General features: G+C 65.0%; 23 protein-coding genes. 12 read left to right on the top strand and 11 right to left on the bottom strand.

Translation table 11 applies throughout. From position 1 onward, the window contains the following. Positions 1-1,689: OmpA family protein (locus HZZ16_RS30470; protein WP_210342676.1), on the top strand; the 1,689-nt coding region annotated here is incomplete at its 5' end. 49 nt (positions 1,690-1,738) lie between these two features. Here the strand turns inward: HZZ16_RS30470 and HZZ16_RS30465 are convergent. Beyond that, a complete protein-coding gene (locus tag HZZ16_RS30465) occupies positions 1,739-2,695 on the bottom strand; it encodes a homocysteine S-methyltransferase family protein (RefSeq protein WP_197953631.1) in 957 nt (318 codons plus the stop codon). Between the two features lie 231 nt (positions 2,696-2,926). On the opposite strand from HZZ16_RS30465, the gene HZZ16_RS30460 reads away from it, so the two are divergent. Further along, a complete protein-coding gene (locus tag HZZ16_RS30460; protein ID WP_109142018.1) occupies positions 2,927-3,547 on the top strand; it encodes a TetR/AcrR family transcriptional regulator in 621 nt (206 codons plus the stop codon). Between the two features lie 93 nt (positions 3,548-3,640). On the opposite strand, the gene HZZ16_RS30455 is transcribed toward HZZ16_RS30460, so the two are convergent. The 7 genes from HZZ16_RS30455 to HZZ16_RS30425 form a co-directional block, all read right to left on the bottom strand. Next, on the bottom strand, positions 3,641-5,398 hold the full coding sequence (locus HZZ16_RS30455; protein ID WP_197953620.1) for an alkaline phosphatase: 1,758 nt from the start codon (positions 5,396-5,398) through the stop codon (positions 3,641-3,643). Between the two features lie 210 nt (positions 5,399-5,608). Then, positions 5,609-6,946, bottom strand: a complete 1,338-nt coding sequence (gene argG, locus HZZ16_RS30450) for an argininosuccinate synthase (protein ID WP_197953619.1) — start codon at positions 6,944-6,946, stop codon at positions 5,609-5,611. A 91-nt stretch (positions 6,947-7,037) separates the two neighbouring features. After that, positions 7,038-7,814 carry a phosphatase PAP2 family protein gene (locus HZZ16_RS30445; RefSeq protein WP_197953618.1) on the bottom strand — a complete coding sequence of 259 codons (777 nt, stop codon included), beginning with the start codon at positions 7,812-7,814 and terminating at the stop codon, positions 7,038-7,040. Between the two features lie 78 nt (positions 7,815-7,892). Then, positions 7,893-8,387 carry a hypothetical protein gene (locus HZZ16_RS30440; protein ID WP_197953617.1) on the bottom strand — a complete coding sequence of 165 codons (495 nt, stop codon included), beginning with the start codon at positions 8,385-8,387 and terminating at the stop codon, positions 7,893-7,895. A gap of 152 nt (positions 8,388-8,539) precedes the next feature. Next, on the bottom strand, positions 8,540-9,742 hold the full coding sequence (gene rlmN, locus HZZ16_RS30435) for a dual-specificity RNA methyltransferase RlmN (RefSeq protein ID WP_197953616.1): 1,203 nt from the start codon (positions 9,740-9,742) through the stop codon (positions 8,540-8,542). Positions 9,743-9,926: 184 nt separating this feature from the next. Further along, the gene (locus HZZ16_RS30430) at positions 9,927-10,595 is read right to left on the bottom strand and encodes an invasion associated locus B family protein (protein ID WP_197953615.1); all 669 of its coding nucleotides are present in this window, start codon (positions 10,593-10,595) and stop codon (positions 9,927-9,929) included. A gap of 116 nt (positions 10,596-10,711) precedes the next feature. Next, positions 10,712-11,551 (bottom strand): SDR family oxidoreductase, encoded by an 840-nt coding sequence (locus HZZ16_RS30425; protein ID WP_197953614.1) that lies wholly within the window; start codon positions 11,549-11,551, stop codon positions 10,712-10,714. Positions 11,552-11,811: 260 nt separating this feature from the next. Here HZZ16_RS30425 and HZZ16_RS30420 point away from each other — a divergent pair, with 260 nt between their 5' ends. The 3 genes from HZZ16_RS30420 to HZZ16_RS30410 all read left to right on the top strand — a co-directional run bounded on the left by HZZ16_RS30420 (position 11,812) and on the right by HZZ16_RS30410 (position 15,237). Beyond that, positions 11,812-12,786 (top strand): NADPH:quinone oxidoreductase family protein, encoded by a 975-nt coding sequence (locus HZZ16_RS30420; RefSeq protein WP_197953613.1) that lies wholly within the window; start codon positions 11,812-11,814, stop codon positions 12,784-12,786. A gap of 457 nt (positions 12,787-13,243) precedes the next feature. Further along, positions 13,244-14,050 carry a hypothetical protein gene (locus HZZ16_RS30415; RefSeq protein ID WP_246510542.1) on the top strand — a complete coding sequence of 269 codons (807 nt, stop codon included), beginning with the start codon at positions 13,244-13,246 and terminating at the stop codon, positions 14,048-14,050. Between the two features lie 20 nt (positions 14,051-14,070). Further along, a complete protein-coding gene (locus HZZ16_RS30410; RefSeq protein WP_197953610.1) occupies positions 14,071-15,237 on the top strand; it encodes a TAXI family TRAP transporter solute-binding subunit in 1,167 nt (388 codons plus the stop codon). A gap of 262 nt (positions 15,238-15,499) precedes the next feature. Here the strand turns inward: HZZ16_RS30410 and HZZ16_RS30405 are convergent, their stop codons facing one another. Then, positions 15,500-15,886 carry a YkvA family protein gene (locus HZZ16_RS30405; protein WP_197953609.1) on the bottom strand — a complete coding sequence of 129 codons (387 nt, stop codon included), beginning with the start codon at positions 15,884-15,886 and terminating at the stop codon, positions 15,500-15,502. 99 nt (positions 15,887-15,985) lie between these two features. Beyond that, positions 15,986-16,276: a 4a-hydroxytetrahydrobiopterin dehydratase gene (locus HZZ16_RS30400; protein ID WP_197953608.1), complete on the bottom strand. Its 291-nt coding sequence runs from the start codon at positions 16,274-16,276 to the stop codon at positions 15,986-15,988. Between the two features lie 152 nt (positions 16,277-16,428). Here HZZ16_RS30400 and HZZ16_RS30395 point away from each other — a divergent pair, with 152 nt between their 5' ends. Together HZZ16_RS30395 and HZZ16_RS30390 are read left to right on the top strand one after the other, a co-directional pair. Then, positions 16,429-17,874 carry a TAXI family TRAP transporter solute-binding subunit gene (locus HZZ16_RS30395; protein WP_197953607.1) on the top strand — a complete coding sequence of 482 codons (1,446 nt, stop codon included), beginning with the start codon at positions 16,429-16,431 and terminating at the stop codon, positions 17,872-17,874. 163 nt (positions 17,875-18,037) lie between these two features. Continuing rightward, positions 18,038-19,585 carry an alkaline phosphatase D family protein gene (locus HZZ16_RS30390; RefSeq protein WP_197953606.1) on the top strand — a complete coding sequence of 516 codons (1,548 nt, stop codon included), beginning with the start codon at positions 18,038-18,040 and terminating at the stop codon, positions 19,583-19,585. Between the two features lie 3 nt (positions 19,586-19,588). Here the strand turns inward: HZZ16_RS30390 and HZZ16_RS30385 are convergent, their stop codons facing one another. Continuing rightward, positions 19,589-19,969: a response regulator gene (locus tag HZZ16_RS30385; RefSeq protein ID WP_197953605.1), complete on the bottom strand. Its 381-nt coding sequence runs from the start codon at positions 19,967-19,969 to the stop codon at positions 19,589-19,591. A 178-nt stretch (positions 19,970-20,147) separates the two neighbouring features. Here HZZ16_RS30385 and HZZ16_RS30380 point away from each other — a divergent pair, with 178 nt between their 5' ends. From HZZ16_RS30380 to typA, 5 genes are all read left to right on the top strand, one after another. Then, on the top strand, positions 20,148-20,912 hold the full coding sequence (locus tag HZZ16_RS30380) for a Crp/Fnr family transcriptional regulator (RefSeq protein ID WP_197953604.1): 765 nt from the start codon (positions 20,148-20,150) through the stop codon (positions 20,910-20,912). A gap of 73 nt (positions 20,913-20,985) precedes the next feature. Next, entirely contained in the window at positions 20,986-21,702 is a 717-nt protein-coding gene (locus HZZ16_RS30375) for a prolipoprotein diacylglyceryl transferase family protein (RefSeq protein ID WP_197953603.1), read from the top strand. After that, complete coding sequence (locus HZZ16_RS30370) at positions 21,683-23,113, top strand: radical SAM protein (protein WP_197953602.1); 1,431 nt, start codon at positions 21,683-21,685, stop codon at positions 23,111-23,113. The genes HZZ16_RS30375 and HZZ16_RS30370 overlap by 20 nt, the downstream gene beginning before the upstream one ends. Further along, positions 23,110-23,397, top strand: coding sequence for a hypothetical protein (locus HZZ16_RS30365; RefSeq protein ID WP_197953601.1), 288 nt, complete (start codon positions 23,110-23,112; stop codon positions 23,395-23,397). The genes HZZ16_RS30370 and HZZ16_RS30365 overlap by 4 nt, the downstream gene beginning before the upstream one ends. Before the next feature lie 239 nt (positions 23,398-23,636). Beyond that, entirely contained in the window at positions 23,637-25,463 is a 1,827-nt protein-coding gene (typA, locus tag HZZ16_RS30360) for a translational GTPase TypA (RefSeq protein ID WP_197953600.1), read from the top strand. Positions 25,464-25,616: the final 153 nt, after the last annotated feature.

Here is a 25,616-nt window from a genome sequence, read left to right as displayed (position 1 = left end):
CCTGCGGCTCGGCCGACGCCGCCGCCTCCCGCAGCGGCTCCGCCGGCCCGGCCGACCCCCGCGCCTGCGCCGACGGCAACACCGCCTGCTCCAACGGCTGCGCCCCCGGCCCGCCCCGGCGCGCCTGCACCGACCGCAACGCCGCCTGCTCCGACAGCTGCGCCCCCCGCTCGCCCCGGCGCGCCTGCGCCGGCAGGTACGCCGGCTCCAACGACGACACCCGCGCCGACCGCGACACCAGCTCCAGGCAGCACGCCCGGCGCACCGCCGGCTGGCCGCCCCGGTACACCGCCGCCCGGACGCCCTGGCGCGCCTCCGCCCCCGGCGGGATCACCGGCCCCCGGCGCCACGCCCGCTCCAACGGCTACGCCCGCGCCCGGAAGCACGCCGACGCCGCCGGCCGGACGTCCGGGGTCGGCAACGCCCGCGCCCGGCGCAACCCCGACCCCGACGGCAACGCCAGCCCCGGGACAACAGGGTGGAACGCCTCCTGCCGGCGCGCCCGCCGCCGGGACTCCGGCTGCGCCCCCGCAGGCTGGTGCGCCCGCCCGGCCGCCGGCACCTCCCGCGGGCGCCGCGGCCCCGACCGTGGTGCCCGGCACGCCCGCCGCAGCGCCGCCGCCCGACAGGGCACAATACAGACCGCCGACGGTCGCGCCGGCCTTCCGCGCCGCGCCGACGGTCGCAGCGCCCTTGCCGCCGCCGCCGCGTCCGCAGCAGCGCGACCTGACGCCGCTCGCGATCGGCGCGGGCGTGGTGGCCGGCGCCGTGATCGGGGCCACCATCGCCGATCTTCATAACCAGCGGCGCGAGGTCGTCGAGGGCGGCCGCACCGTCTACACCGAGCCGGACCGCATCATCGTCCGCGATCCGGGCGGGCAGGCCTATGTTCGCGGCAACGATCTCTATCGCTTCCGCTATGGCGCCCGTGACATCCGCACCGACACCGTCGGCGGCGAAACCCGCACGGTCGTGATCCGCCCTGACGGCAGCGAGGTGATCACCGTGGTCGGGCCGGACGGCTCGCTGCTGCGGCGCATCCGCAGGGATCCCGGCGGGCGCGAGATCGTGATCATCGACAACACCTACCGCGATCCGCGGGCGGTCGGCGGCTTCTACGTCGACGTGCCGCCGCCGGTGGTCAGCATTCCCTATGATCGCTACATCGTCGACGCCCAGGAGGCGCCGCCAGAGGTGATCTACGAAACGATGCGGGCCCCGCCGGTGCAGCGGATCGATCGGCGCTACTCGCTCGACGAGATCCGCTACAGCCCGAATGTTCGCATGCAGATGCCGAGCATCGACGTCAACACGATCAACTTCGCGACGGGATCGTGGACCATTCCGCCGGATCAGGCGGCGCGGCTCCAAGTGATCGCCGACGGCATCAACCAGGCGCTCCAGGCCAACCCGCAGGAGGTGTTCCTGATCGAGGGCCACACCGACGCGGTCGGCAACGAAGTCGACAATCTGTCGCTGTCGGACCGCCGCGCGCAGGCCGCAGCCGAATTGCTGACGCAACAATTCGGTGTGCCCGCGGAGAACCTGACGTCGCAGGGCTATGGCGAGCAGTATCTGAAGGAGCAGACGCAAGGCCCGAGCCTGATCAACCGGCGCGTCACCGTCCGCCGCATCACGCCGTTGCTCAACGGCGGCCAGGCCAACGCGGCGCCTCCGCCGCGCCAGTAAGACCTCCGCAAGAAGACAATGGCCGGGAGCAATCCCGGCCATTTTTTTGTCACGCCGTCATTGCTTCCGACGGCAGACATGCCTCACAAACGGCGGCAACATGCCGGTGATCAGTGCCGCAACAGCCACCGAGAATGCGCATGCCGGCGAATGCGCGCCTGAGCAAACGATAGCGGCGTCCGAAATCTGCGGGATCACCACTGTCCAGCGCCTCCGATTCGTCGAGCTCGGCGTGGCTCTTGACCGATGCATTGGCTCTGATGCCGTGGATGCGCTGAACCCACGCCTCGCCTGTGGCGAGTGCACTCTCGAAGTGAGTTGGATGCGCGCAATTGATCAGGAAGTATTCGCAAGCTCGCTCAGTTGCGTCGTCTACCGCCTCGATCGCCTCGCGCAGTGACTCTCCCCGGACGAGGCGGCCATCGGTTTCGACCGTGAAAGAGATCGCGACCGGAATATCGCGTCTCTTGGCTGCGCGGACCACGCCCACGGCTTCGTTGATGCTGTTCAGCGTGAATGCAGTCACCATGTCGGCGCCCGCCTCGGTGAAGGCCGCGATCTGGCCTGAGTGGTAGGCTTCCGCCTCCGCCGCGTCCATGTTTCCTGCCTTGTAGCCGTCGCCTCGCGGACCGATCGCGCCGTTGATGACGCAAGGCGTGCCGGGGGACTCCCAAGCGCCCCGCAATTCGTCGAGGAAGCGGATGGCGCGCATGTTGATGGCCTCGAGCTGGGCCGCATCGTAGCCGAGCTTGGCGCCCCAATCAGGGTTGGCGCGCCAGGTCGGACTGTCGAGGACAAAGCCGAGCCCATGCTGCCGCGCGATACGCAGATAGGCTTCGTAATACCGCCTCAAATGCGCGCGGCCATCCGCGCTGTCGAGCAGCACGAATGCCGCGAAGTGGGGCAGCTCCAGCCCGTGGTGAAAGATAAGGGTTGTTTCCATGCCGCCGTCGGTCAGGAAAATGCCGCCGCTGCGCTGCGGCAGACCATGTCTGTATCTGGCCATTGATCGCTCCATGATTTGGACGGGCCCGCTCTCTTCACTCGGTCGCGCCATGCCCGTGTTCGGTCGCGGCATTTGGTGCCGCATAATGTCGCGTCGCTCTAGAAGTCCCGTGGTGCGGCTGAACTTCCACCCGCAAGCGGAGACAAATCAAAGATTTGCATGAGTCACTCGGAGGGGTCGTTGGCCCCAAGGGCCAATTTCCGCACCGTCGGTACAGTTCTGGAGACATCGATGGGAAAGGGCGAAGCGACGCGCGAGCGCATTCTCGAGATCGCGGAAGCGGCGGTGCTCGCAAAGGGCTTCGGCGCCACCTCGATCGAGGAGGTCATTGCCGAGGCCGGACTGACCAAGAGCGGCTTCTTCTATCACTTCAGGGACAAGAACGCGCTCGCACGGGAGATGCTGCGCCGCTACGTGGATACGAATGACCGCCTGTTCGACGAGATCTTCCGGCGCGGACGTGAGCTCTCCGACGACCCGCTGCAGTCGTTCCTGATCTCGCTGAAACTACTCGCCGAAGTCATGGCCGATCTGCCGAACGGCCATCCCGGCTGCCTGATCGCCAGCATCTGCTATCAGGAGCGCCTGTTCGACCGGGATGTTCGCGATCTGACCGCGCAATCGGTCCGGAGCTGGAATGCCCACTTCCGCGAGATTCTCGACGGCATCGCCGCGGTCTATCCGCCCCGCGAGCCGATCGACCTCGACGATCTCGCGGAGATGATCTCGTGCGTGGTCGACGGCGCAATCATCATGTCGAAGACGCTCAACGACCCGAAGCGGCTGGAGCGGCAGATCATGCTCTTCCGCAGCTGCGTGAAGCTGGTCTTCACGCCGCCTCACTCGTCGTGAATTCATAGAACGTGAGCGAACCAGGGCGGCCCGCCCTGCCGCGCTCGCCTGCGGCAGGAATGTAATTGTGCGCAGGTTGGCAGTCGCCCCCCATCATTCTCGCGCAGCCAATCCCAAAGCATCTGCCATGACACGGAACACTTCGGTATTGTCCATCGAGCCGTGCACGCGCTCGCTCCCCGGGCCCGTCGCCGTGACAATGACGTCCTCGCCCGAATGCACGCTGGCGCCGACCAGCGACGATAGGTTGCCGGGGCGCAGCACCGCGCCCGGGACCTCCTTGTATTTGTCGTTGGCCTTGAAGGTGCCGTCGTCGCCGACTTTGACGGTCGGCTCGTTGGGATTGTCGAGCTTCGGACGGAACGTCTCGTAATGATCGGGCAGGCTCGCCGAGAAGATGGCAAGCCGCCGGCTCACGTCGACCCGTGACGGATAACCTTCCGCATCCGGCGCGGGATAGTTAGGAAATCCAGCCTGATCGTAGACGCCGACGCGCTCGCGCAAGGGCACGTTGGGCGTCGTGCCCATGTCGTCATTCACCGTGCCGACGAGGCTGTTGGGATGATTGTGATCGGCCAGCACCAGGATGAGGGTGTCGTCGCCGCGTGCGCGCGCCCATTCGCGCGTCTGACGCACCGCATTGTCGAGCATGATCGTGTCGTAGACGGCGCGCTCCATGTCGAGCAAATGCGCGTATTTGTCGATCATTCCGGATTCGACCATCAGGAAGAAGCCGGCTTCGTTCTTCGAGAGGATTTTCAACGCCGCCTGCACCTGTTCGGTCAGATCAGGCTGCTCGGGGAATTTCTTGACGCCGCCTCCTTTCAGGAATTTGCGGTCCAGCGCGCCGTCCATGTTGCCGGTGGCGAACAGGCCGAGCAGCCTGCTCGTCTCTTGCTTGGCGGCAGAGGCGCTGAGCTCGCTCGCGGTGGTCGCCACCTGATAGCCGGCATCGCGAAACTTCGCGATATAGTCGCTCTCGTCCTTGCGTTTGGAGCCGGCAGCCGACTTCGGCAGAAAATTCGCGCTGCCGCCGCCCATCATCACATCCGGCTTTGCCGCGAAGAACTGCTCGACGATTTCGTCATAGGCGGCGCGGCGGCGGGTGTGCGCGACCATCGCCGCCGGCGTCGCGTCTTCGATCTCGGTATTGGTGACGATGCCGATCGCCATGCCGAGCCGTCCTTTGGCGAGGCTGGTGATGGTTTCGACCTTGGGATCGTCGAGCGGGCTTGCGGTGCGGTCGGCATAGACGCCGAGGGCATTGACGGCGCTCTTGTGCCCGGTCGCATAGGCGCTCGCCGAGTTCGCGGAATCCGTGATGATCGAGTCCGAGCCAGCGGTTGCCACCAGCGCCATATGGGGCATGTCGTCGATGGCGAGCTTGCCGCGGCTCTTGCCTTCCGAAATGCCCTTGGACAGGATCCGCGCGGCGACCCGATGCGCCGGCGACATGCCGTCGCCGATGAACAGGATGACGTTCTTCGCCTTGCGCGGGCCGGTGTCGTAAACCGTCCATGTGACGCTGCGCTGGCGCGTGCCGTCGCTCACGTCCACGGCGACGCTGCCCGGCTTGGTCAGCGTGACGTCGCGCAGGATCAGGGCCGACTGCTCCTTGCCGTCCTCGCGCTCGACGAAGGTTCCGGAGCGGCCGAACGCGGCCGCGTAATCCGCGCCGTTCACCGTCACCTTCAACTTGGCGGGATCGACCAGTCCCGGGAGCTCGACCTTGAAGTCGAACTTGGCTCCCGCGAGGATCTCGGCGCGATCGATCGGATAGATCGTCTGCGCCGACGATGATGATGCCCAACAGAGAACAATGAGAGAGGCGAGTGCCGATCCCCTGACCATGTGCGATGCTCCGCAATTCCGTTCCGACAGAAGGTGAAAGCGTAGCGGCCGAGAATGACAGCGTCATTAAGCACGTAAGCCCGGATGGAGCATCAGTCATCGTAGGGTGGGCAAAGGCGCGAGAGCGCCGTGCCCACCATTATCTCGATCTCGGTCGCGGAAAGATGGTGGGCACGCTTTCGCTTTGCCCACCCCACGACAGCGAGGATCTCAGCCCTTGTCGCTCTCGAGCCGGAAGATCTGCGAGCCTTCGCTGCCCGACAACAGGCCGGTCTTCGAATAGAGACCGAGCTTGGTGCGGGTGTCGGCAATGTCGAGGTTGCGCATGGTGAGCTGGCCGATGCGGTCGGCCGGCGTGAAGGCGGCGTCCTCGACCTTCTCCATGCTCAGCCGCTCCGGCGCATAGGTCAGGTTGGGGCTCTCGGTGTTGAGGATCGAATAATCGTTGCCGCGGCGCAGCTCGAGCGTGACTTCGCCGGTGACGGCGCGCGCGACCCAGCGCTGTGCGGTCTCGCGCAGCATCAACGCCTGCGAATCGAACCAGCGGCCTTGATACAGCAGGCGTCCCAGGCGCATGCCGCTGATGCGGTACTGCTCGATCGTGTCCTCGTTGTGGATGCCGGTGACGAGGCGCTCATAGGCAATGTGCAGCAGCGCCATGCCGGGCGCCTCATAGATGCCGCGGCTCTTGGCCTCGATGATGCGGTTCTCGATCTGGTCGCTCATGCCGAGGCCGTGACGGCCGCCGATCGCGTTGGCCTCGAGGAACAGCGCGACCGGATCGGAGAAGGTCTGCCCGTTCAGAGCCGTGGGCTGCCCCTCCTCGAAGCGCACTACGACCTTCTCGGCCTTGACATTGCAATCGTCGCGCCAGAACGGCACGCCCATGATCGGGTTGACGATCTTGATGCCGCTGTCGAGGCTTTCGAGATCCTTCGCCTCATGGGTGGCGCCGAGCAGATTGCTGTCGGTCGAGTACGCCTTCTCGGCGCTCATCTTGTAGGCGAAGCCCTGCGCGGTCATGAACGCCGACATCTCGGCGCGACCGCCGAGCTCGTCGATGAACTGCTGGTCGAGCCAGGGCTTGTAGATCTTCAGGCCGGGATTGGTGAGCAGGCCGTAGCGATAGAAGCGCTCGATGTCGTTACCCTTGAAGGTCGAGCCGTCGCCCCAGATGTTGACGCCGTCCTCCTTCATGGCCGCGACCAGCATCGTGCCCGTCACGGCGCGCCCGAGCGGCGTGGTGTTGAAATAGGTGATGCCGCCGGTGGAGATATGGAAGGCGCCGGCTTGGATCGCGGCGATGCCCTCGTGGACCAGCTGCGTGCGGCAATCGACGAGCCGCGCGTTCTCGGCGCCGAACTCCATCGCCTTGCGCGGGATCTCGTTGTAGTCGGCTTCATCCGGCTGGCCGAGATTGGCGGTGTAGGCGTAGCAGCGCGCGCCCTTCTGCTTCATCCAGAGCAGCGCCGCAGAGGTGTCGAGGCCGCCCGAAAAAGCGATGCCGACTTTCTCACCCTTGGGCAGGCTTTTCAGGATCGTGGTCATGGGGCTTCCAATCGGGTCTCAAGCTGATGTGACGGGTGGGTTTGACCGCGCGAATATCAAATTTCGCAGGGCTCGGCACCCCTTTAATGGCTCAAACCGAGGGCTCGGGGCCGGTCTTGCGGCCGAACAGGCGCTGGCGCAGCCGGTAGGCGGGCATGTTCAGCCGGGTCAAGGCGGCATCCACGGCTTCGTCCGAGAACCGTGTCCGCGGCCAGCGGTAGATCAGCGCATAGGCGAACCAGATCACGACGAAGGTGACGAGGCCGGCGATCGACACGTCGGTGAAGAAGTGGCCGCCGAAGGCCATGCGCAGGCCGCTGGTCAAGGCGCCGAACACCACGGCGGCGGCATAGGCGAGCGGCCGCCACGCCGGCGGCGCCAGCGCGGCCGGCGCCAGTGTCCAGAATGCCGTCGCGCCTTCGCCGGAGAAGAACGAGCAGTTGCGCCCGCAGGCGCCGCGCGGATCCCACCACGGCACGAATTGCTGATCGCCGGCAAACTCGGTCACCACCACCGGACGCGGACGGCCCCAATAATTCTTGAACGTCAGATTGGTCAAAATGCCGGCCGACATGGTCAGCGTCACCAGCAGGAAGATGACCGTGCGCCCCCGCACCATCAGCGGCCGGTCGGGCCGGATCATCTTGACCACGATCGCGACGATCGAGGGAAGGGCGAAGGCCCAGGCGATCCACATCGCCGCATCGCGCGCAAAGCCGGCCCACCCGTTCAGCTTGAGCGGAAAGGTCTTGGTCTCCGCGTCGAAGAACAGCGAAGCGAGCTTGAGGTCGAGCTCGGGATAGAGGCCGAAGACGACGCCGATCACGAGCCACAGCGCCAGAGCGATGAAGAGTCCGGTACGGTTCATGGCGCGCGGTTTAGCGGAGTGGAGCGGGGATGGAAACCCCAACGGAGGTGCCCATCCTCCCCTGGAGGGTGAGAAGAGTCACCGCGCATCCGGCCGCGAATTCGATGGCAGTGGCGGCGGTGGCTTGCGTGGGGGCGGCGGGATGCGCCAGGCGCCGGCGTTGCGGCCGGCGATCAGCCAGTAGACCACGCCGGCAACGATGCCGGCGCCGGTCATGATCTCCAGGTGACGGCGCACGATGCCTTCGAACTGCAAGGTGTCGGCGTGGAAGGGAACGAGGCCGAGATAGCAGGCAAGCCCGACGAGGCCGCCGCCCACGGCATAGGCCAGCGCGCTGCGGATGTAGAGCGCCTCGGTGATCGCGACGATCACCGCCGCCGGCACCAGTGCGAAGCCCGAGACGAAGATGAAGCCGAAGCCAAGCAGGATGTCGATGGTGCCCTGATCGACGGGACCGGCGCCTAGATCGGCGAATTCGGGAAACAGCAGTGCGACGACCACAATCATGCCGCCGACGAAACATGCGGCGAGAAAGCCGATGAAGATGACGACGAGGCGGCCGATCAGGGACATGAGATAAGCAGGTTGCCAATCAAGGATGTCGCGACGCTCACAACCGTCATGCCCGGGCTTGACCCGGGCATCCACGACTTTCGTGCTCGTGGCTCGACGTGGATGGCCGGGTCAAGCCCGGCCATGACGAGCATCGAGGACGTCATCATCCATCAATCCGTCATCGCCATGGCGCGCAGCGCCTGGCGCTCGCGCGCCGAGAGCTTTTCCGTCTCCGACTTGAGCTGGCCACAGGCGGCGAGGATGTCACGGCCGCGCGGAGTGCGCACCGGCGAGGAATAGCCGGCGTTGAAGATGTATTCGGAGAATTTCTCGATCTGGTCCCAGTCCGAGCATTCATAGGCCGTGCCGGGCCACGGATTGAACGGGATCAGGTTGATCTTGGCAGGGATGCCCTTGAGCATCTTCACCAGCAGCTTGGCATCGTCGAGCGAATCGTTGACGCCCTTGAGCATCACATATTCGAAGGTGATGCGGCGCGCGTTCGAGGCGCCGGGATAGTCGCGGCAGGCCTGCAACAGCTCCTTGATCGGATATTTGCGGTTGAGCGGCACGAGCTCGTTGCGCAGCTCATCGCGGACCGCGTGCAGCGAGATCGCGAGCATGACCCCGATCTCCTCGCCGGCGCGCACGATGTTCGGCACCACGCCCGAGGTCGACAGCGTGATGCGGCGGCGGGAGATGCCGATGCCTTCGTTGTCGCCGACGATCAGAAGCGCATCGCGCACCGCGTCAAAATTGTAGAGCGGCTCGCCCATCCCCATCATCACGATGTTGGTGACGCGGCGCGTGCCGTCCTCGCGATCGGCCCAGTCGTTGAGACGATCGCGCGCCACCATCACCTGCCCGACGATCTCGCCAGCGGTGAGATTGCGCACCAGGCGCTGCGTGCCGGTGTGGCAAAAGGCGCAGTTCAGCGTGCAGCCGACCTGCGAGGAGACGCAGAGCGTGCCGCGGTCGGTCTCGGGGATGTAGACGCACTCGACTTCATGCGCCTTCTGAACATTGTCGCCGCTCGGCAGGCGCAACAGCCATTTGCGGGTGCCGTCGTTGGAGATCTGCTCGGCCACGACTTCCGGCCGGTCCACGGTGAAATGCTGCGCGAGCTCGGCGCGGATGCCCTTCGAGATCGAGGTCATCTCGTCAAAACTCTGGACGCCGCGGAAATAGATCCAGTGCCATAGCTGCTGCACGCGCATCTTGCGCTGCGCCGGAGCGACGCCGATCTCGCCGAGGCGATCAGCAAGCTCGGCGCGCGACAGGCCGATCAGCGACGGCTTGGCCGGCGGCACATAGGTTTCAAGCGGGGTCTTCTCCACCAGGAGGCCGTTGTGCGGCTCGGTCGTCGGTTGCATTGAATGGACCTAATAGCTGTGGTCGTTCCGGGGCAGCTCGAAGAGCTGAGCCCGGAACCTCGAGATTCCGGGTTCGATGCTACGCATCGCCCCGGAATGACGGGCGAAATTTGGAACGGCCTCTATATAGCAGCCGGGACTGCCGATTGCGACCTTGTCGCCCGCAGCCTTAACGCCGACGCTCTTACCGCTTGCAGTCCTGCGCGATCTTGTCGAGCGCCTGGGCGAGGCCCTTCAGCGAAAACGTGTCGGTCGTCTCGGTGCCCTTGGCCGAGACGCCCTTGACGACGAGGTCGGCGGATTTGCGCATGGCTTCGACCATCCGCTCCTCCTCGGCCGCGTTCTTGATCCAGAGCCCGTCGCCCTGTGTGTACATGGCGAAGGAGGCACCGCCGACCTCGACGGTCGATTCCGAGCCCGGCTTCAGCGCATAGCCGATCATGACCGAGACTTCGTTGTTGACCTTCTCCGCCGGCCGGGTCGAGACGAAGGCATAGGCGGGATCGCGCGGCCGGTTCGGCGGATTGGTCTTCGACGATGACGGCTTGGCCAGCGCGAAGCAGACCTTCTTGCCGTTCGGCGTCGCCGAATAGGCGCCCCAGGTGCCGAACTGCCCGATCAGGGTCGGCTCCGCGCCCCCCGCCACGGTCGCAGCCGGGGCCGCCGGCTTGCTCTCGGGCTTCGGGGTCGCCTTTGCGTTGGTGTTGGCCGGCGGCGCGGCCGGCTTCGGTGCCGCCTCTTTTGGAGCTGGACCGGACTTGGACGCCGGTTGCGCCGTCTGCGCCCATGCAGAGACGGCTATTCCCCCGGCTGCCACGCCAGTCATCAAAGCTAAAATCAGCACCCGCCACATGCCGCTGTGGTTCCCTCAATATTGTGACTGGAAGATGGCCCGAGTGCGCTTTGTCCCCGGGCAGGGATAGCCGGGAAAGTTCAATTTGGGAAGGCAGTTAGCGTTATCGGCGGCGGCTAGGCCTTGGATCGGGCGGCGCGTTGCGCTGCCCATTGCGCCTCGGTCCAGCCGAGCAAATCCTCGGCGCCGGAACTGCGCAGATGCGCACCGCCATCGATCACCACCATCTCGCCATTGATGTAGGCGGCGCGGTCCGAGACCAGGAAGCTGGCGAGATCGGCAAGCTCGCTGTGCTCGCCGGTACGGCCAAGCGGGTTGCGCGCGGTCCAGCCTTCGTCGCGGCCTTCGGGACGGAGCTGCCCGGTGGCCCCTGCGGTCGGAAACGGGCCCGGCGCGATCGCGACGGTGCGGATGCCCTTCGGGCCCCATTCCACCGCAAGGCTCCTGGTCATCGCCAGCAGTGCGGATTTCGCCATCGCCGAGGGCACGGTGAAGGCGCGGCCGGTAATGGTGGAGGTCGAAAGGATCGACAGCACGACGCCGCCATGCTCGGCCTCGATCCAGCGCCTGCCGGCGCCGAGCGTGCAATACATCGCGCCATGCAGCGTCGGCGCCAGGGTCGCGTCCGCGGCACGGAAGGAGAGGCGCTCGCTCTGTGCGATGAAGGTGGCAGCGGCATTGTTGACGAGGATATCGAGCGGCGCCTCGCGCCAGATCGCATCCATCATGCTGTCGACCGCCGCACCTTCACGGATATCGCAGGCGATCGTCGTAACTTTGCCGCCGGTCTCTTCGCGCATCTCGCGCGCCGTCGCCTCGAGCCGGTCGAGCTTGCGGCCGCAGATCACGACCTCGGCGCCGAGCGTGAGGAAGCGACGCCCCATCGCAGCGCCAAGACCCGAGCCGCCGCCCGTGACGAGGATGCGCTTGTTCTTGAGGAGGGTTGTTTCAAACATCGTTTGAATCCTCGCTGTTTCGATACACCGCGTCATTGCGAGAGCAGCGAAGCAATCCAGACTATTTCCGCAGGACGGATTCTGGATTGCTTCACGGAGCCTGTCATCGGGCCGCGCTTCGCGCGGACCCGGTGGCTCGCAGTGACGGGAGGATAGGCCGTCGCGTGACCTCAGACAAAGAATCCGGATTGTCGCCACTGCCTAAATCCGGCAGAAACGGCCTAACTATAATTCCACCGAAACGTCCTCAAGGTGCCGCCATGAAAGCCATCCTCTGCTCGCAATATTGCCAGCCTGACGACCTCGTTCTGACTGAGGTGCCGGATCCGGTGGCCGGGCCCGGCGAAGCCGTGATCGCGATCAAGGCGGCGGCGCTGAATTTCTTCGACATCCTGATGATCCAGGGCAAGTACCAGATCAAGCCGCCATTCCCGTTTTCGCCGGCGGCGGAAGTCGCCGGCGTGATCGAGAGCATCGGCCCCGGTGTCACTGATCTCAAGGTCGGCGATCGCGTGGTCGCCTCCTGCGGCCACAATGGCGCGCGCGAGAAGATCGCGCTGCCGGCGGCATCGATCGTGAAGATCCCTGATAATCTCGACTACGACCGCGCGGCCGGCATCATCATCATCTACGGCACCGCGCTGCATGCGCTGGAAGATCGCGCCAGCCCCAAGCCGGGCGAGACGCTCGCCGTGCTGGGCGCGGCCGGCGGCACCGGCCTTGCAGCCTGCGAGCTCGGCAAGCTGATGGGCTTGAAGGTGATCGCCTGCGCCTCGTCGGACGAGAAGCTCGAATTCGCCAAGGCGCACGGCGCCGAGCTGACGCTGAACTACGGCAAGGAAGATTTGAAGGAAGGCTTGCGCAAGCTCACCGGCGGCAAGGGCGTCGACATCATCTTCGATCCCGTGGGTGGTGCTTACGCCGAACAGGCGCTGCGCTCGATTGCCTGGGAAGGCCGCTTCCTCGTCATCGGCTTTGCCGCCGGCGACATTCCCAAGATGCCGCTGAACCTCGCGCTCCTGAAGGGCTGCGACATCCGCGGCGTGTTCTGGGGCGCCTGGACCCGGCTCAATCCGGCGAAAAACCGCGCCAATCTCGAGAAGCTGGTGAAGTGGACCGCGGAAGGCAAGATCTCATCGCATGTCGACCGCACCTTCCCGCTGGCGCAGACGGCCGATGCGTTGAAGGTGCTGGCGGGACGGCAGGCCATGGGCAAGGTGATCCTGCATCCGTGATCGCGATGTCATCGCGACGCTGTTTCAACATACAAAGCGGTCATCGCCCGGCTCGACTGGGCGATCCGAGACGTTAGTGATTTAGCCGAGACGCCTCAGTGTATTGGATGCCCCGGTCAGGCCGGAACATGACAGCGGAGGGCGAGACGGGCAGCGTCGACGACCGCGACATCGCAAGGTTGCGCACGCCGCCGCTCGTAAAATCCCCTCAACCATCGCGAGCAAAATTCCGGTGCATTCCGCGGCGCCGCCGTAATCAAACCCAAATATCTCCAGATTCGCGCAAACCGCCGTCGTTTTTTGGGCTGAATCGGACGGCGATTTACCGGTTCCAGTTAGCGGGGACTTCTGGACAACAACAAGAAGACTGAAGCCGGGACTGCCCCTGCGTTGCGTCAGTAATGGGGAGCATCACACCATGGAGACGACGGCCTACCGTCCGTCGAGGGAGTCGCGCATGCCCGACTCCGATCGATCTGCATCACATCCGCCTGTCGCGTCCTATATCCGCGCACGTGCCAAGCGCGCGGAGCTTCCACAGGACGATCCAGTTCCACTGTTTCTGTCCGACCCGCTCGGCGCACCCGACCCGAGCGAATATGCGCCGGCGACATTGCGCTCCAGAATTGTCCCGCGTGTGCTCGCGGCCGTTCTGGCGGCATTCAGCCTGGCAGTTCTGGCCACACTGTTTCAGTCCGACTTTCGCGGCCTCTTCGCCGCTTATGCCGGTAGCTGGGTTCGCTTCACTGCGGACCAAGCGATGGCGTCGGCCAGCGCACCGACCAGACCGCAGACCCCGCGCAAGGATGCGGCCCGCGTGAGCGACACGAGGCTGGCGAGCGCCGACACGCAGGCTCTCTCAGCACCTGCCGCGCCGAGCCGCGAGGCGATCGCGACCGCCTATCAGACGGCGCTGCAAGCCCAGGGACAAACCCAACCAGCGCCCGTCGCGGCGCCGCCCGCACCGCCTGCGCCCGCGAAGACGCTCGACGCCGACACGCTGGCCGGGCTGATGACGCGCGCGAAGAGCCTGTTGGGCGTCGGCGATATTGTTGCTGCCCGCCTGCTGCTTGAACACGCGGCCAATGCACAGGATGCGACGGCTGCGTTTCTGCTGGCGCAGAGCTATGACCCGGCCGTGCTCGGCACTAGCGACTCGCGGCGCATCGCCGCTGACGCGACCGCCGCGCGCGACTGGTATCAAAAGGCCGCGGCACTCGGATCGGCGGAAGCGCGCCAGCGCCTCGCCCAATTCTCGAACTAGGCCACTTCAGAGGGAACATCATGCGTAACGCTTTGAAAATGGCGCTTGCCGCCATCACGACCATCTGTGCCTTCGCGGCCCACGCCGAGCAGGCCGAATACGATCCGGCCAAGGTCTCGGACAGCCTGAAGGCCATCTTTCAGTTCGGCTCGAGCTCGACCAAGCAGGCGCTGAACGCCAACACCGTCACGCTGATCACGGGGACGATCGGCGGCACCTATGTGCAGTTCGGCGCCGACCTCGCCTCCGTGCTCGACGACGGCAACAAGATCCGCGTGCTGCCGATCGTCGGCCGCGGCTCGGTGCAGAGCGTCGCCGACATCCTGTTCCTGCAAGGCGTCGATCTCGGCATCGTGCGGGCCGACACGCTCGACTATCTCGAGCGCAAGGGTTTCGCCAAGGACATCAAGCGGCAGTTCACCTATGTGACGAAACTGTACAACGAGGAGATGCAGGTGATCGCGCCGAAATCGGTGGCGGCACTGAAGGATCTGGAAGGCAAGACCGTCAGCGTCGACCTGCCGAACGGCGGCACCTTCGTCACCGCGCTCACCGTGTTCGAGCGGCTTGGGATCAAGGCGAGATTCATCTATGTCGAGCAGCGCATCGCGATGGAGAAGCTGAAGGCCGGAGAGATCGACGCTGTCATCGTGGTCGGCGGCAAGCCGTACAAATCGGTCTCGACCTTCAGCAATGACGGTCGCTTCCATCTGGCGAAGGTGGACTATGCAAAGCCGCTGCAGAGCGACTATCTGCCGGCAACCCTGACCGCTAAGGACTACCCGAACCTGATCAAGGAAGGCGAGAGCGTCGACACGATCGCGGTGCCCGCGGTGCTTGCGGCCTATAATTGGGCGCCCAACACCGAGCGTTATCGCAAGCTCGCGCTGTTCGTGGACGCGTTCTTCACGAAATTTCCGACGCTGCAGAACCCGCCCTTCCATCCCAAGTGGAAGGAGGTCTCGCTGGCGGCGCCGCTATCCGGCTGGAACAGATTGCCGGTGGCGCAGCAATGGCTCGACAAGCACGGCATCGAACCGGTGACACGGCAGCGCTTCGAGGCGTTCTTAAAGCAGAGCCCTGCGGCAGCAACCGTCTCCGATGCGGACAAGGAGACGCTGTTCAGGCAATTCCAGGCGTGGGACGCGGAGAACGCGCGGGCGGAGGCAGGAGCTAAGAAGAAGTAGAGGCCGTCATTGCGTGGAGCGTAGCGACGAAGCACTCCAATTCGCCCCCGCGGAAGAACTTCTGGATTGCTTCTCGAGCCCGTCATCGGGCCGCGCTCCGCGCGGACCCGTTGGCTCGCGATGACGATGCTTAGGGCAAGCAGCACCCCGACTCGCCGCTTGCCGCCTACGCAAAGCCTCGGCGCCCGTGGATCTCAACCCCGGCGAAGCCTCGGCGTAGCCGGGTTACGGAGAATGACAGCGGAAAGGGGTGGCGAAACTGTTACGCTGCCTCGACGTCCGTCTCATCTACGCCGCGCTTCAGCGCGGCGCGGGCGGCTTCGCGATGCTCGTTCGTGATGTGGCTGGCAACCATGCGGATGGCGGTGGCGAGCACGGCGGCGTCATCGGCGAAGCCGAGCATGGGCATCACGTCCGCGACGAAGTCGAACGGCAGGATGAAATAGGCGATCGCACCTAACAGCGAAGCCTGGACGTGGCGCGGCGTCTGCCGGTCGAACGCGCAGTAATAGGCGGCAAGCAGATCCTCCGCGAACGGCAGTTGCGCAGCGACCCGCTTCAGCTTGCGCCAGAAGCGGCGGCGCACGCTCTCGCGATCTTCCGCGAGCCGATCGGCCGGCTCGAAGCCAACGCTGTGCTCGGCAGCCATGTGCGACAAACTCCCTTCGGCCCAAGGGGGCGGACCGCCCCATCCCGGCTGATCACAACATGGGGATGCAGCCGGTCCCTGCAAGACGTCAGCCTGGTGTCAGCCGGCGATGGCGTCCATCGCCTTCGCCAGCGCAATGTCGCGCGCGGTGACGCCGCCGGCATCGTGGGTCGACAGCACCACCTCCACCGTCTTGTAGACGTTGCGCCATTCGGGGTGGTGATCCATCTTCTCGGCGACCAGCGCGGCGCGGGTCATGAAGCCGAACGCCTCGTTGAAATCCTTGAAGACAAAGGTTTTCCCGATGGCGTCGCGGCCTGGGACGTCACTCCAGCCGGGCAGTCCGCCCAACGCCTGCCTGCGCGCCTCCGCCGAGAGCCGTTCTGCCATGACCATCTCCATCCTTCAGGGGAACTTTACCCTAACCCCGTGCTGACGCCCGGGTTCATACGGGGATTTCCTCCATCCGCTAACCATGACGGAGATGTAACCCCGCAGGACAAGAAATTTGCTACAATTGCAGCCGTAGATCGCCGGCCAAGATGAAACTGAGCCTGAAGCGCCTGTTTGGGAGATCGATGACCGGGGGATTGGACCTGGCCGAAGCACCCCCTCCGCCTTCGCCGCGATCCGCGGCGCGGAAGACGGCGCTCGTGTCTCTGGCCCTGGTGCTCGCGATCCTCGGCGCCCTCGCCGGCGGCTATTACTTCGCGATGCGTCCCGTGACGCTCAGGATCGCGGTCGGTCCCGCCAACAGCGACGACGTCAAGGTCGTACAGGCCCTGACGCAAGGCTTTGCGCAGCACAAGAGCTACGTGCGGCTGCGCCCGATCCAGACCGACGGCGCAACCGCCAGCGCCAATGCGCTCGCCGAAGGCAAGGTCGATCTCGCCATCGTGCGCGGCGACCTCGACGTGCCGAAGAACGCACAGGCTGTCGCGACCCTGCGCAAGAACGTCGTGGTGTTGTGGTCCGTGCCCGCCAAGGGCAAGAAGAAGGGCGCGAAGATCACCAAGATCGCGCAACTCGCCGGTCATCGCATCGGCGTCGTCGGCCGCACCCAGGCCAACGTCAATCTGCTCAAGGTGATCCTGCAGCAATACGGCGTCGACCCGGCCAAGGTCGAGATCGTGCAATTTCCCGCCAATGAAGTTGCCGAGGCGATCAAGGCGCAGAAGGCCGACGTCTACCTCGCGGCAGGCCCGGTCAACAGCAAGATCACCGCGGACGCAATTGCGGCATCGATCAAGGAAGGCGGCTCGCCCACCTTCCTCGCCATCGATTCGGCGGACGCGATCGCGCAGAATCATCCGGTCTATGAAGCGTCCGAGATTCCCGCCGGCGCCTACGGCGGCTCGCCCGACCGCCCCGAGGACGAGGTCAAGACCATCAGCTTCGCGCACCACATCGTGGCGCGCAAAGGCGTCTCCGAAACCACCATCGCGGCGTTCACGCGCCAGCTGTTCGCCGTGCGGCAGCAATTGGTGACGGAATTCCCGCTGGCGGCGAAGATCGAGACGCCCGATACCGACAAGGACGCCGTGATCCCGGTGCATCCCGGTGCAGCCGCTTTCGTCGACGGCGAGGAGAAGACCTTTCTCGACAAGTACAGCGATTACATCTGGTGGGGCCTGATGGCGCTGTCTGCCATGGGCTCGATCGGCGCCTGGTTCGCGGGCTACCTGAAGAAGGACGAGCGCGACAGCAACAATCATCTGCGCGAACGTCTGCTCGACATGATCACGGCGGCGCGCAAATGCGAGACGACGGAAGAGCTCGACCAGATGCAGACCGAAGCCGACGGAATCCTGCGCGATACGCTGCGCTGTTACGATCACGGCGCAATCGAGGAAGGCGCGCTCACCGCCTTCAACATTGCGCTCGATCAATTCCACGCCGCCGTCGCCGACCGCAAGACGGTGCTGATGAGCCTGCCGCAGAACCTGCAGCGGGCCGGCGCGCAATTCCGGGCCGCCGGGAACGCCTGAGCAACGCTTGCCCGCGTTATTGCTGCGTCACATTGTCTCAATATAGCTTTCGCCGTCAGTCCGGGATGGTCCAAAGAACCAGACCCGGAATCTCGAGATTCCGGATTCGCGCTTCGCGCGCTCTGGAATGACATCGCAAGATCGCCAGCCCGTGAGCCATCTCATGAACATCAAATTCTCCCGGCGCCGCTTCCTCACGACCAGCGCCGGTGCGCTCGGCACGATGGCGATGCCGTATCTTTCGCGCGCGGCCGACCGGCCGGCGGTCACCCACGGCGTGCAATCCGGCGACGTCACCGTCGACGGCGGCATGGTGTGGGCGCGAACCGACCGGCCCGCGCAAATGCTGGTCGAGGTGGCGACGAGCGAGTCCTTCAAGGACGCCCGCGCATTGCCGCCGATCGCGGCGCTGCCCGAGAGCGACTTCACCGCGAAGATGCTGGTCGAGAATCTTCCGGCCGGCCAGGACATCTTCTACCGCGTCCGCTTCCGCGATCTCTCGCACAGCGCCATCGAGGGCGAGTCGGTGACCGGCCGCTTCCGCACCGCGCCGGCCGACCGCCGCGACGTCAGCTTCGTCTGGGGCGGCGACGTCGCAGGTCAGGGCTGGGGCATCAACCCTGACGATGGCGGCATGTTCACCTTCTCGACCATGCGCAAGCACCGCCCCGATTTCTTCCTGCACTCCGGCGACACGATCTATGCCGATGGCCCGATCCAATCCGAGGTGAAGCTCGCCGACGGCAAGATCTGGAAGAATCTGACCATCCCGGAGAAGGCCAAGGTCGCCGAGACGCTGGACGAGTACCGCGCCGCGCACAAATACAATCTCACAGACGACAATCTCCGCGCCTTCAATGCCGAGGTGCCGATCTTCGTGCAGTGGGACGACCACGAAGTCACCAACAACTGGTCGCTGTCGAAAGAGCTGCCGGCCGCCTACAAGGTGCGCGACATCTCGCTCCTCGCGGCGCGCGCAGGCCGCGCCTTCCACGAAATGTACCCAATGCGGGAGAGCATCGCCGAGCCCGGCCGCGTCTATCGCCAGATCTCCTACGGCCCGCATCTCGACGTGTTCGTGCTCGACGAGCGCAGCTATCGCGGTTCGAACGGCGCGAATGTCGAGACCGAGTACGGTCCGGCCAGCTACTTCCTCGGCCCGGAGCAGATGGCCTGGCTGAAGCGCGGCCTGCTCAATTCGCGCGCGACATGGAAGGTGATCGCCTCCGACATGCCGCTCAGCATCCTCGTTTACGACGATGCCGCGAACAAGAAGGGGTCGGAAGCCTTCGCGCAGGGCGACGGCCCGCCGCGCGGGCGCGAGCTCGAGATCGCCGACCTCCTGCGCTTCATCAAGATGGCGCCGGTCAAAAATACGGTGTGGCTGACCGCCGACGTCCATTACACCGCCGCGAACTACTACAATCCCGACAAGGCGCAATTCCAGGACTTCGAGCCGTTCTGGGAATTCGTGTCGGGTCCGCTGCATGCGGGAACGTTCGGGCCTGGCGAGATGGACAACACGTTTGGACCCGAGGTGCGTTTCGTCAAGGCGCCCGGCCTCGACAAGCAGAACCTGCCGCCGTCGGCGGGCATGCAGTTCTTCGGTCACGTCAAGATCAACGGCGCGTCCGGCCAGATGACGGTGACCCTGCGCGACCGCGCCGACGTCGCGCTGTGGTCGACCACGCTCGATCCGAAGCAGAGCTGATCGCTATTTGGCGCGGGCCTGCAGCGCCGCCTCCAGTGCCTCGCTCGAGCACGGCTTCTGCAGCCGCGGCCGGCCCGCCAATTCGGACGGAATGCGCGCCTCGGCGCCGTAGCCGGTGACGAACACGAACGGAACCTTCAGCGCGATCAGCCGCTCGGCGATCGCAAAGCTCGTCTCGCGGATCAGCTCGACATCGAGCAGCGCGAAATCGGGTGTCCGTTTCGCGATGGCGTTCAACGCCTGCGTCACCGAACCCACGGTCCGCACGGCGGCCACACCAAATCCGAGCAGGCGATCCTCGAAATCGATCGCGATGATCGGATCGTCCTCGACGATCAGAACATCGGCCGGCCAGCCTGTGCCATTGCAGTTTGCGGGTGCCATGATCGCATCTTGGTTCGGGGTTTCGGGATCAGGACTGCCGCGACACGATGCCTGCGCCCAGCGCACCGGAGGGTTCCCGGAACGAAACTCACCACATCATCGTTCTCTGGTCTGTCCACTTGTGCACACAGGAAACGGATGGAACTCGCTAAGGTGGGAGGAAGGGTGGGAGTTCAGGATGGATGCGCGTATCGGCAAGGTCACCGAGGTCGAGAGCCGGCCGGCCAACAATCTGCTGCGGCGTTTGAGCCCGGTCGACTACGGCCTCCTGGCGCCGCACGTGACCGTCGAGGACTCTGCAGCGGGGCACTTGCTCTACAATCCCGGCGATGACGTGCAGGTCGTCCACTTCCCCTGCGGCCCGTCGCTCGCGACCTTCCTCGTCCCCAACGAGGATGGCCGCGACGTCGAAACCATTCTGGTCGGCCGCGAAGGCGCGGTGGGCGGCATCGTCAGCGAGGGATTTCTGCCCGCCTATACCCGGATCTGCGTCAAATTCGGTGGACCCTTTGCACGCATTCACGTCGCCAAGCTGGAAGCGGCCAAGCTGCGCTCGGCGTCGCTGCGCAACATCTTTGCCCGCTATGCCGATTGCATGCTGGCCCAGATCTTCCAGTCGACCGCCTGCAACGCGATCCATTCGATCGAGCAGCGCACCGCCAAATGGATCTTGGCGGCGATGGAGCGGACCGGCGACGAGACCAGCGTGCCGCTGACCCACGAACAGCTCGCGACCCTGCTCGGCGTTGGCCGCTCCTATGCCAGCCGCGTGCTTCAGTCGTTCAGGGCTGAGAGCGTGCTCGACACGAGGCGCGGCTCGATCCTGGTCCGCAACCGCGACGGCCTGAGGCTGCGCGCCTGCCTATGCAACGATGCCGTGAAGATGCATTTCGAGGAGGTGCTGCGCGGGGTCTATCCGACCGAGGAGCGGGAGGCAGGGTAGCTTCTTCCTTTTCCCCTGGTGGCGCTATGCGCGGCGCGCCGTTGTAACCGCGATCGTGCTATACTGCCCGCGCATGAGCGGGGCTTTCCTTCACACCTTCTTCGACATTTTGGCCTGGCTGGCGGCGGCCGCCGCCGTTTACTGGCTGTCGCGACGGGGCTTGCAGTTTGCCTCGCAATCTTTCGCGTTGCCCTATGTCGCCGCGCTGGTGTTTGGCGCAGGCCTTGGCGCCTATCTGTTCGGCTCCGCCAATCTGTGGCTGTCAGGGCAAAGCGGCATTGCGCGCTCGGTCGAGGGCGCGCTGGCCGGCGGCATCGTGGCGATCGAGCTCTACAAATGGTCCGCCGGCGTCACGGTGCGAACAGGCGCGCGGTTCGCGCTGCCGCTGGCGCTCGGCATCGCGATCGGCCGGATCGGCTGTTACTCCGCGGGCCTCGACGATTTCACCTATGGCACGCCGACGGCGCTTCCGTTCGGCCATGATTTCGGCGACGGCGTTCGCCGCCATCCCGTGCAGCTCTACGAGAGCGCGGCCATGGCCTTGTTCGCGCTCGTCTATGTGCTGGCGGTCTTGAACCGGAACGCTTTCACGATCACCAATGGTTTCTACCTGGTGCTCGCCTATTACGGAGCGCAACGCTTCCTATGGGAATTCCTCAAGCCCTATGGCACGCTGGTCGGGCCCCTCACCCTGTTTCACCTGTTGTCGCTGTCCGTCCTGCTCTACGCCGCATTCATGCTGGCGACGGCGTCCAAAACGAGACCCATGCATGAACGCGCCGTTGCGTAAGTCGCGTCCCTACATCTTCTGGGGCCAGACCCAATCTCTTTGCGAGACCTGCCTGAAGCTGGTGCCGACCAAGATCCAGATTCTCGGCAACGAGGTCTGGTACGAAAAGCGCTGCAGGGAGCACGGCGTGCAATCGACCCTGGTGTCGACCGATGCCGCCTATTGGCGGCTCTGCAAGGATTTCATCAAGCCGGGCGACCGGCCGCTGCAATTCCAGGAGCGCACCGAATTCGGCTGCCCCTATGATTGCGGCCTCTGTCCCGACCACGAGCAGCATTCCTGCCTGGCGCTGATCGAAATCACCGAGCATTGCAATCTCACCTGCCCGGTCTGCTTCGCGGAGTCCTCGCCGGCACGAACCAAATTCACTCCGCTCGCGACGGTGGAGAAGATGCTCGACGCGCTGGTCGCGAGCGAAGGCGAGCCCGACCTCGTGCAGATTTCCGGCGGCGAGCCGACGCTGCACCCGGACTTTTTCGAGATCCTGGACGCCGTGCGCGCCCGGCCGATCCGCCACGTCATGATCAACACCAATGGCCTGCGCATCGCCCGCGAAAAGGATTTTGTGGCGCGGCTTGCCGAGAACAGGCGCGGGCTGGAAGTCTATCTCCAGTTCGATTCGCTGCAGCGCGATGCGCTGATCAATCTACGCGGCGCGGACTTGCGAAAAATCCGCCAGCAGGCGCTGGAGAATCTCGAGCAATACGGCGTCTCGACCACGCTGGTCGCGACCATCAAGCGCGGCGTCAACGATGCCGAGATCGGCGACATCGTGCGCCACGCGCTGACCTGGAAATGCGTGCGTGGGGTGACATTGCAGCCGGTCCAGGATGCCGGCCGCAACGAGAGTTTCGACAAGAATACCGACCGCATCATGCTGTCGGAGATCCGCAAGCGCGTGATTGAAACCGGCGTGTTCGGCGACAAGGACATGATCCCGCTGCCCTGCAACCCCGAGAGCATCTCGATCGGCTATGGCCTGCGCAACGGCGAGAAGGTGCTGCCGCTGACCTCACTGTTACAGCAGGAGCAGCTGGTTGCGGTGATGCCAAACACGATCAGTCCGGAGAAATATCCGGTGCTGCGCGAGAAATTCGTCGACTTGTTCTCGCTGTCCTCAGGACCGCTCAACACCAGCGAACGCGTCTGCGAGCTGCTGTGCTGCCTGCCGAGCTTTCAGGTTCCGGAGGGACTCACTTACGAGAACGTCTTCCGCGTCACCATCGTGCAGTTTCTCGACCGCTTCAATTTCTGCGTCGGCAACGTCAAGCGCAGCTGCATCCATTTCGTGACCGAGCAGGGCGCGATCATCCCGTTCGACACCTACAATCTGTTCTACCGCGACGGAAAGATCGACGGCATCCGCGCCGCGCTGGCTGTGCACGCGACCGAGGGAGTCATGCAGGCATGAGCATCAGCGACCCACCACCGCCCCCGGGACCGCCGGCGCTTCAGACGGAAAAGCGCAGCGGCTGCCTCACCGCGCTGATGGCGATCGCCGGGATTTTCATGCTGCTGCCGGGTCTCTGCGCACTCCTGTTCGGCGGAGTATCGGTGTTCGAGGACGGCAAGATCGCTGCTGATATCGCGCCATTGGTCATTCTGGGACTGATCGTGGGGATCGGTGGGGTCGCCATGATCTGGGCGGCCATCAAGGGGCGAAAGGCTCCCAACCGTCCTGGGACCGGGCCTTAAGTCCCGGGGATTCCCGGACAAAATTCAGTCAACCAACGGCCAAAGAACACATTGTTTTTTGGTCGTTTTTGCATATATTGCGCCGCAACGCGCAGGGCGCCCGGTCGGATATGGCCGGGCTTCCTTTTTGGGCGGAAAGCGCCCCGTTTCCAGTCTTCCAGCGTTGTTTCGAGAAGAGGTCCCGGTCCGACCGGCGAGATCGCGCTTAACCCATTGTTCGACCGCAAAGAAGCTCACTCATGAATCTTCGTAACGTCGCCATCATCGCCCACGTCGACCACGGCAAGACCACCCTGGTCGACAAACTCCTGCAGCAGTCCGGCACGTTCCGCGAGAACCAGAAGGTGACCGATCGCGCCATGGACTCCAACGATCTGGAACGCGAGCGCGGCATCACCATTCTGGCCAAGGCCGCCTCGGTGCAGTGGAAGGACACCCGCATCAACATCGTCGACACCCCCGGCCACGCCGATTTCGGCGGCGAGGTCGAGCGCATCCTCAACATGGTGGACGGCGCCCTGGTGCTGGTGGACGCCGCCGAAGGCCCGCTGCCGCAGACCAAGTTCGTGGTCTCCAAGGCGCTCAAGGTCGGCCTCAAGCCGATCGTCGTCATCAACAAGGTCGACCGCCCCGACGCGCGCCCGACCGAAGTCATCAACGAGGTGTTCGACCTGTTCGCGGCGCTCGATGCCAGCGAGGAGCAGCTCGATTTCCCGATCCTCTACGGGTCGGCCAAGCAGGGCTGGATGGCGGAGAGCCCCGAAGGTCCGCAGGACAAGGGCATGGAGCCGCTGTTCGACCTGATTCTACGCCACGTCGCCCCGCCGAAGGTCGAGGAAGGTCCGTTCCGCATGATCGGCACCATCCTCGAAGCCAACCCCTATCTCGGCCGCATCATCACCGGCCGCATCTCCTCCGGCACGCTGAAGCCGAACCAGCAGGTCAAGGTGCTGAACGCTGACGGCAAGCTGGTCGAGTCCGGGCGCATCACCAAGATCCTGGCGTTCCGCGGCCTCGAGCGCACCCCGCTCGATGAAGCCGAAGCCGGCGACATCGTCGCGATCGCGGGCCTCACCAAGGGCACCGTCGCCGACACCTTCTGCGATCCGACCGTGGAGGTGCCGCTGCCGGCTCAGCCGATCGATCCGCCGACCGTGTCGATGTCGTTCATCGTCAACAACTCCCCGCTCGCCGGCACCGAAGGCGACAAGGTGACGAGCCGCATGATCCGCGACCGTCTGCTCCGCGAGGCCGAAGGCAATGTCGCGCTGCGCGTCGTCGAATCCGCCGACAAGGACGCGATGGAAGTGTCCGGCCGCGGCGAACTCCAGCTCGCGATCCTGATCGAGACCATGCGCCGCGAAGGCTTCGAGCTCTCGGTGTCGCGTCCGCGCGTCGTCTATCAGAAGGACGAAGCGACCGGCGCCACCATGGAGCCGATCGAGGAGGTCGTGATCGACGTCGACGAGGAGCATTCGGGCGTCGTCGTGCAGAAGATGAGCGAGCGCAAATCCGAGCTGATCGAGATGAAGCCCTCGGGCGGCAATCGTCAGCGCCTGGTGTTCTACGCGCCCACCCGCGGCCTGATCGGCTACCAGGGCGAATTGCTCACCGACACCCGCGGCACCGCGATCATGAACCGCCTGTTCCACGGCTATGCCCCTTACAAGGGCGAGATCCAGGGCCGCCGCAACGGCGTCTTGATCTCCAACGACCAGGGCGAGGCGGTGGCTTACGCCATGTTCAAGCTGGAGGACCGCGGCCCGATGATGATCGAGCCGGGCTGGAAGGTCTATCGCGGCATGATCGTCGGCGAGCACACCCGCGACAACGATCTCGAGATCAACGTGCTCAAGGGCAAGCAGCTCACCAACATCCGCACGACCTCGAAGGACGAAGCGGTGCGCCTGACCCCGCCGATCCGGATGACACTGGAAAAGGCGCTTGCCTATATCGAGGACGACGAGCTCGTCGAGGTCACCCCGAAGTCGATCCGCCTGCGCAAGAAGCACCTCGATCCGAACGAGCGCAAGCGTGCGGAAAAGGCCAAGGAGGCGGTGGCGTAAGGGCGCGGCTGTCTCGTGCCCCGGACGCAGCGCAGCACGCCAGTGATGCGCCGCTGAGCCGGGGCCCAGATACTACTCTCAGCACCCACGCATCACCTTGGGTCCCGGCTCTGCGCCGCACCGCTGCGCGCTGCAGCGCGTCCGGGACACGAG

This window comes from Bradyrhizobium glycinis (assembly GCF_016031655.1).
Taxonomy (GTDB): domain Bacteria; phylum Pseudomonadota; class Alphaproteobacteria; order Rhizobiales; family Xanthobacteraceae; genus Bradyrhizobium; species Bradyrhizobium glycinis.
The sequence above is the reverse complement of the archived record's forward strand: the minus strand, read 5'-3'. Positions and strand labels throughout refer to the sequence as shown.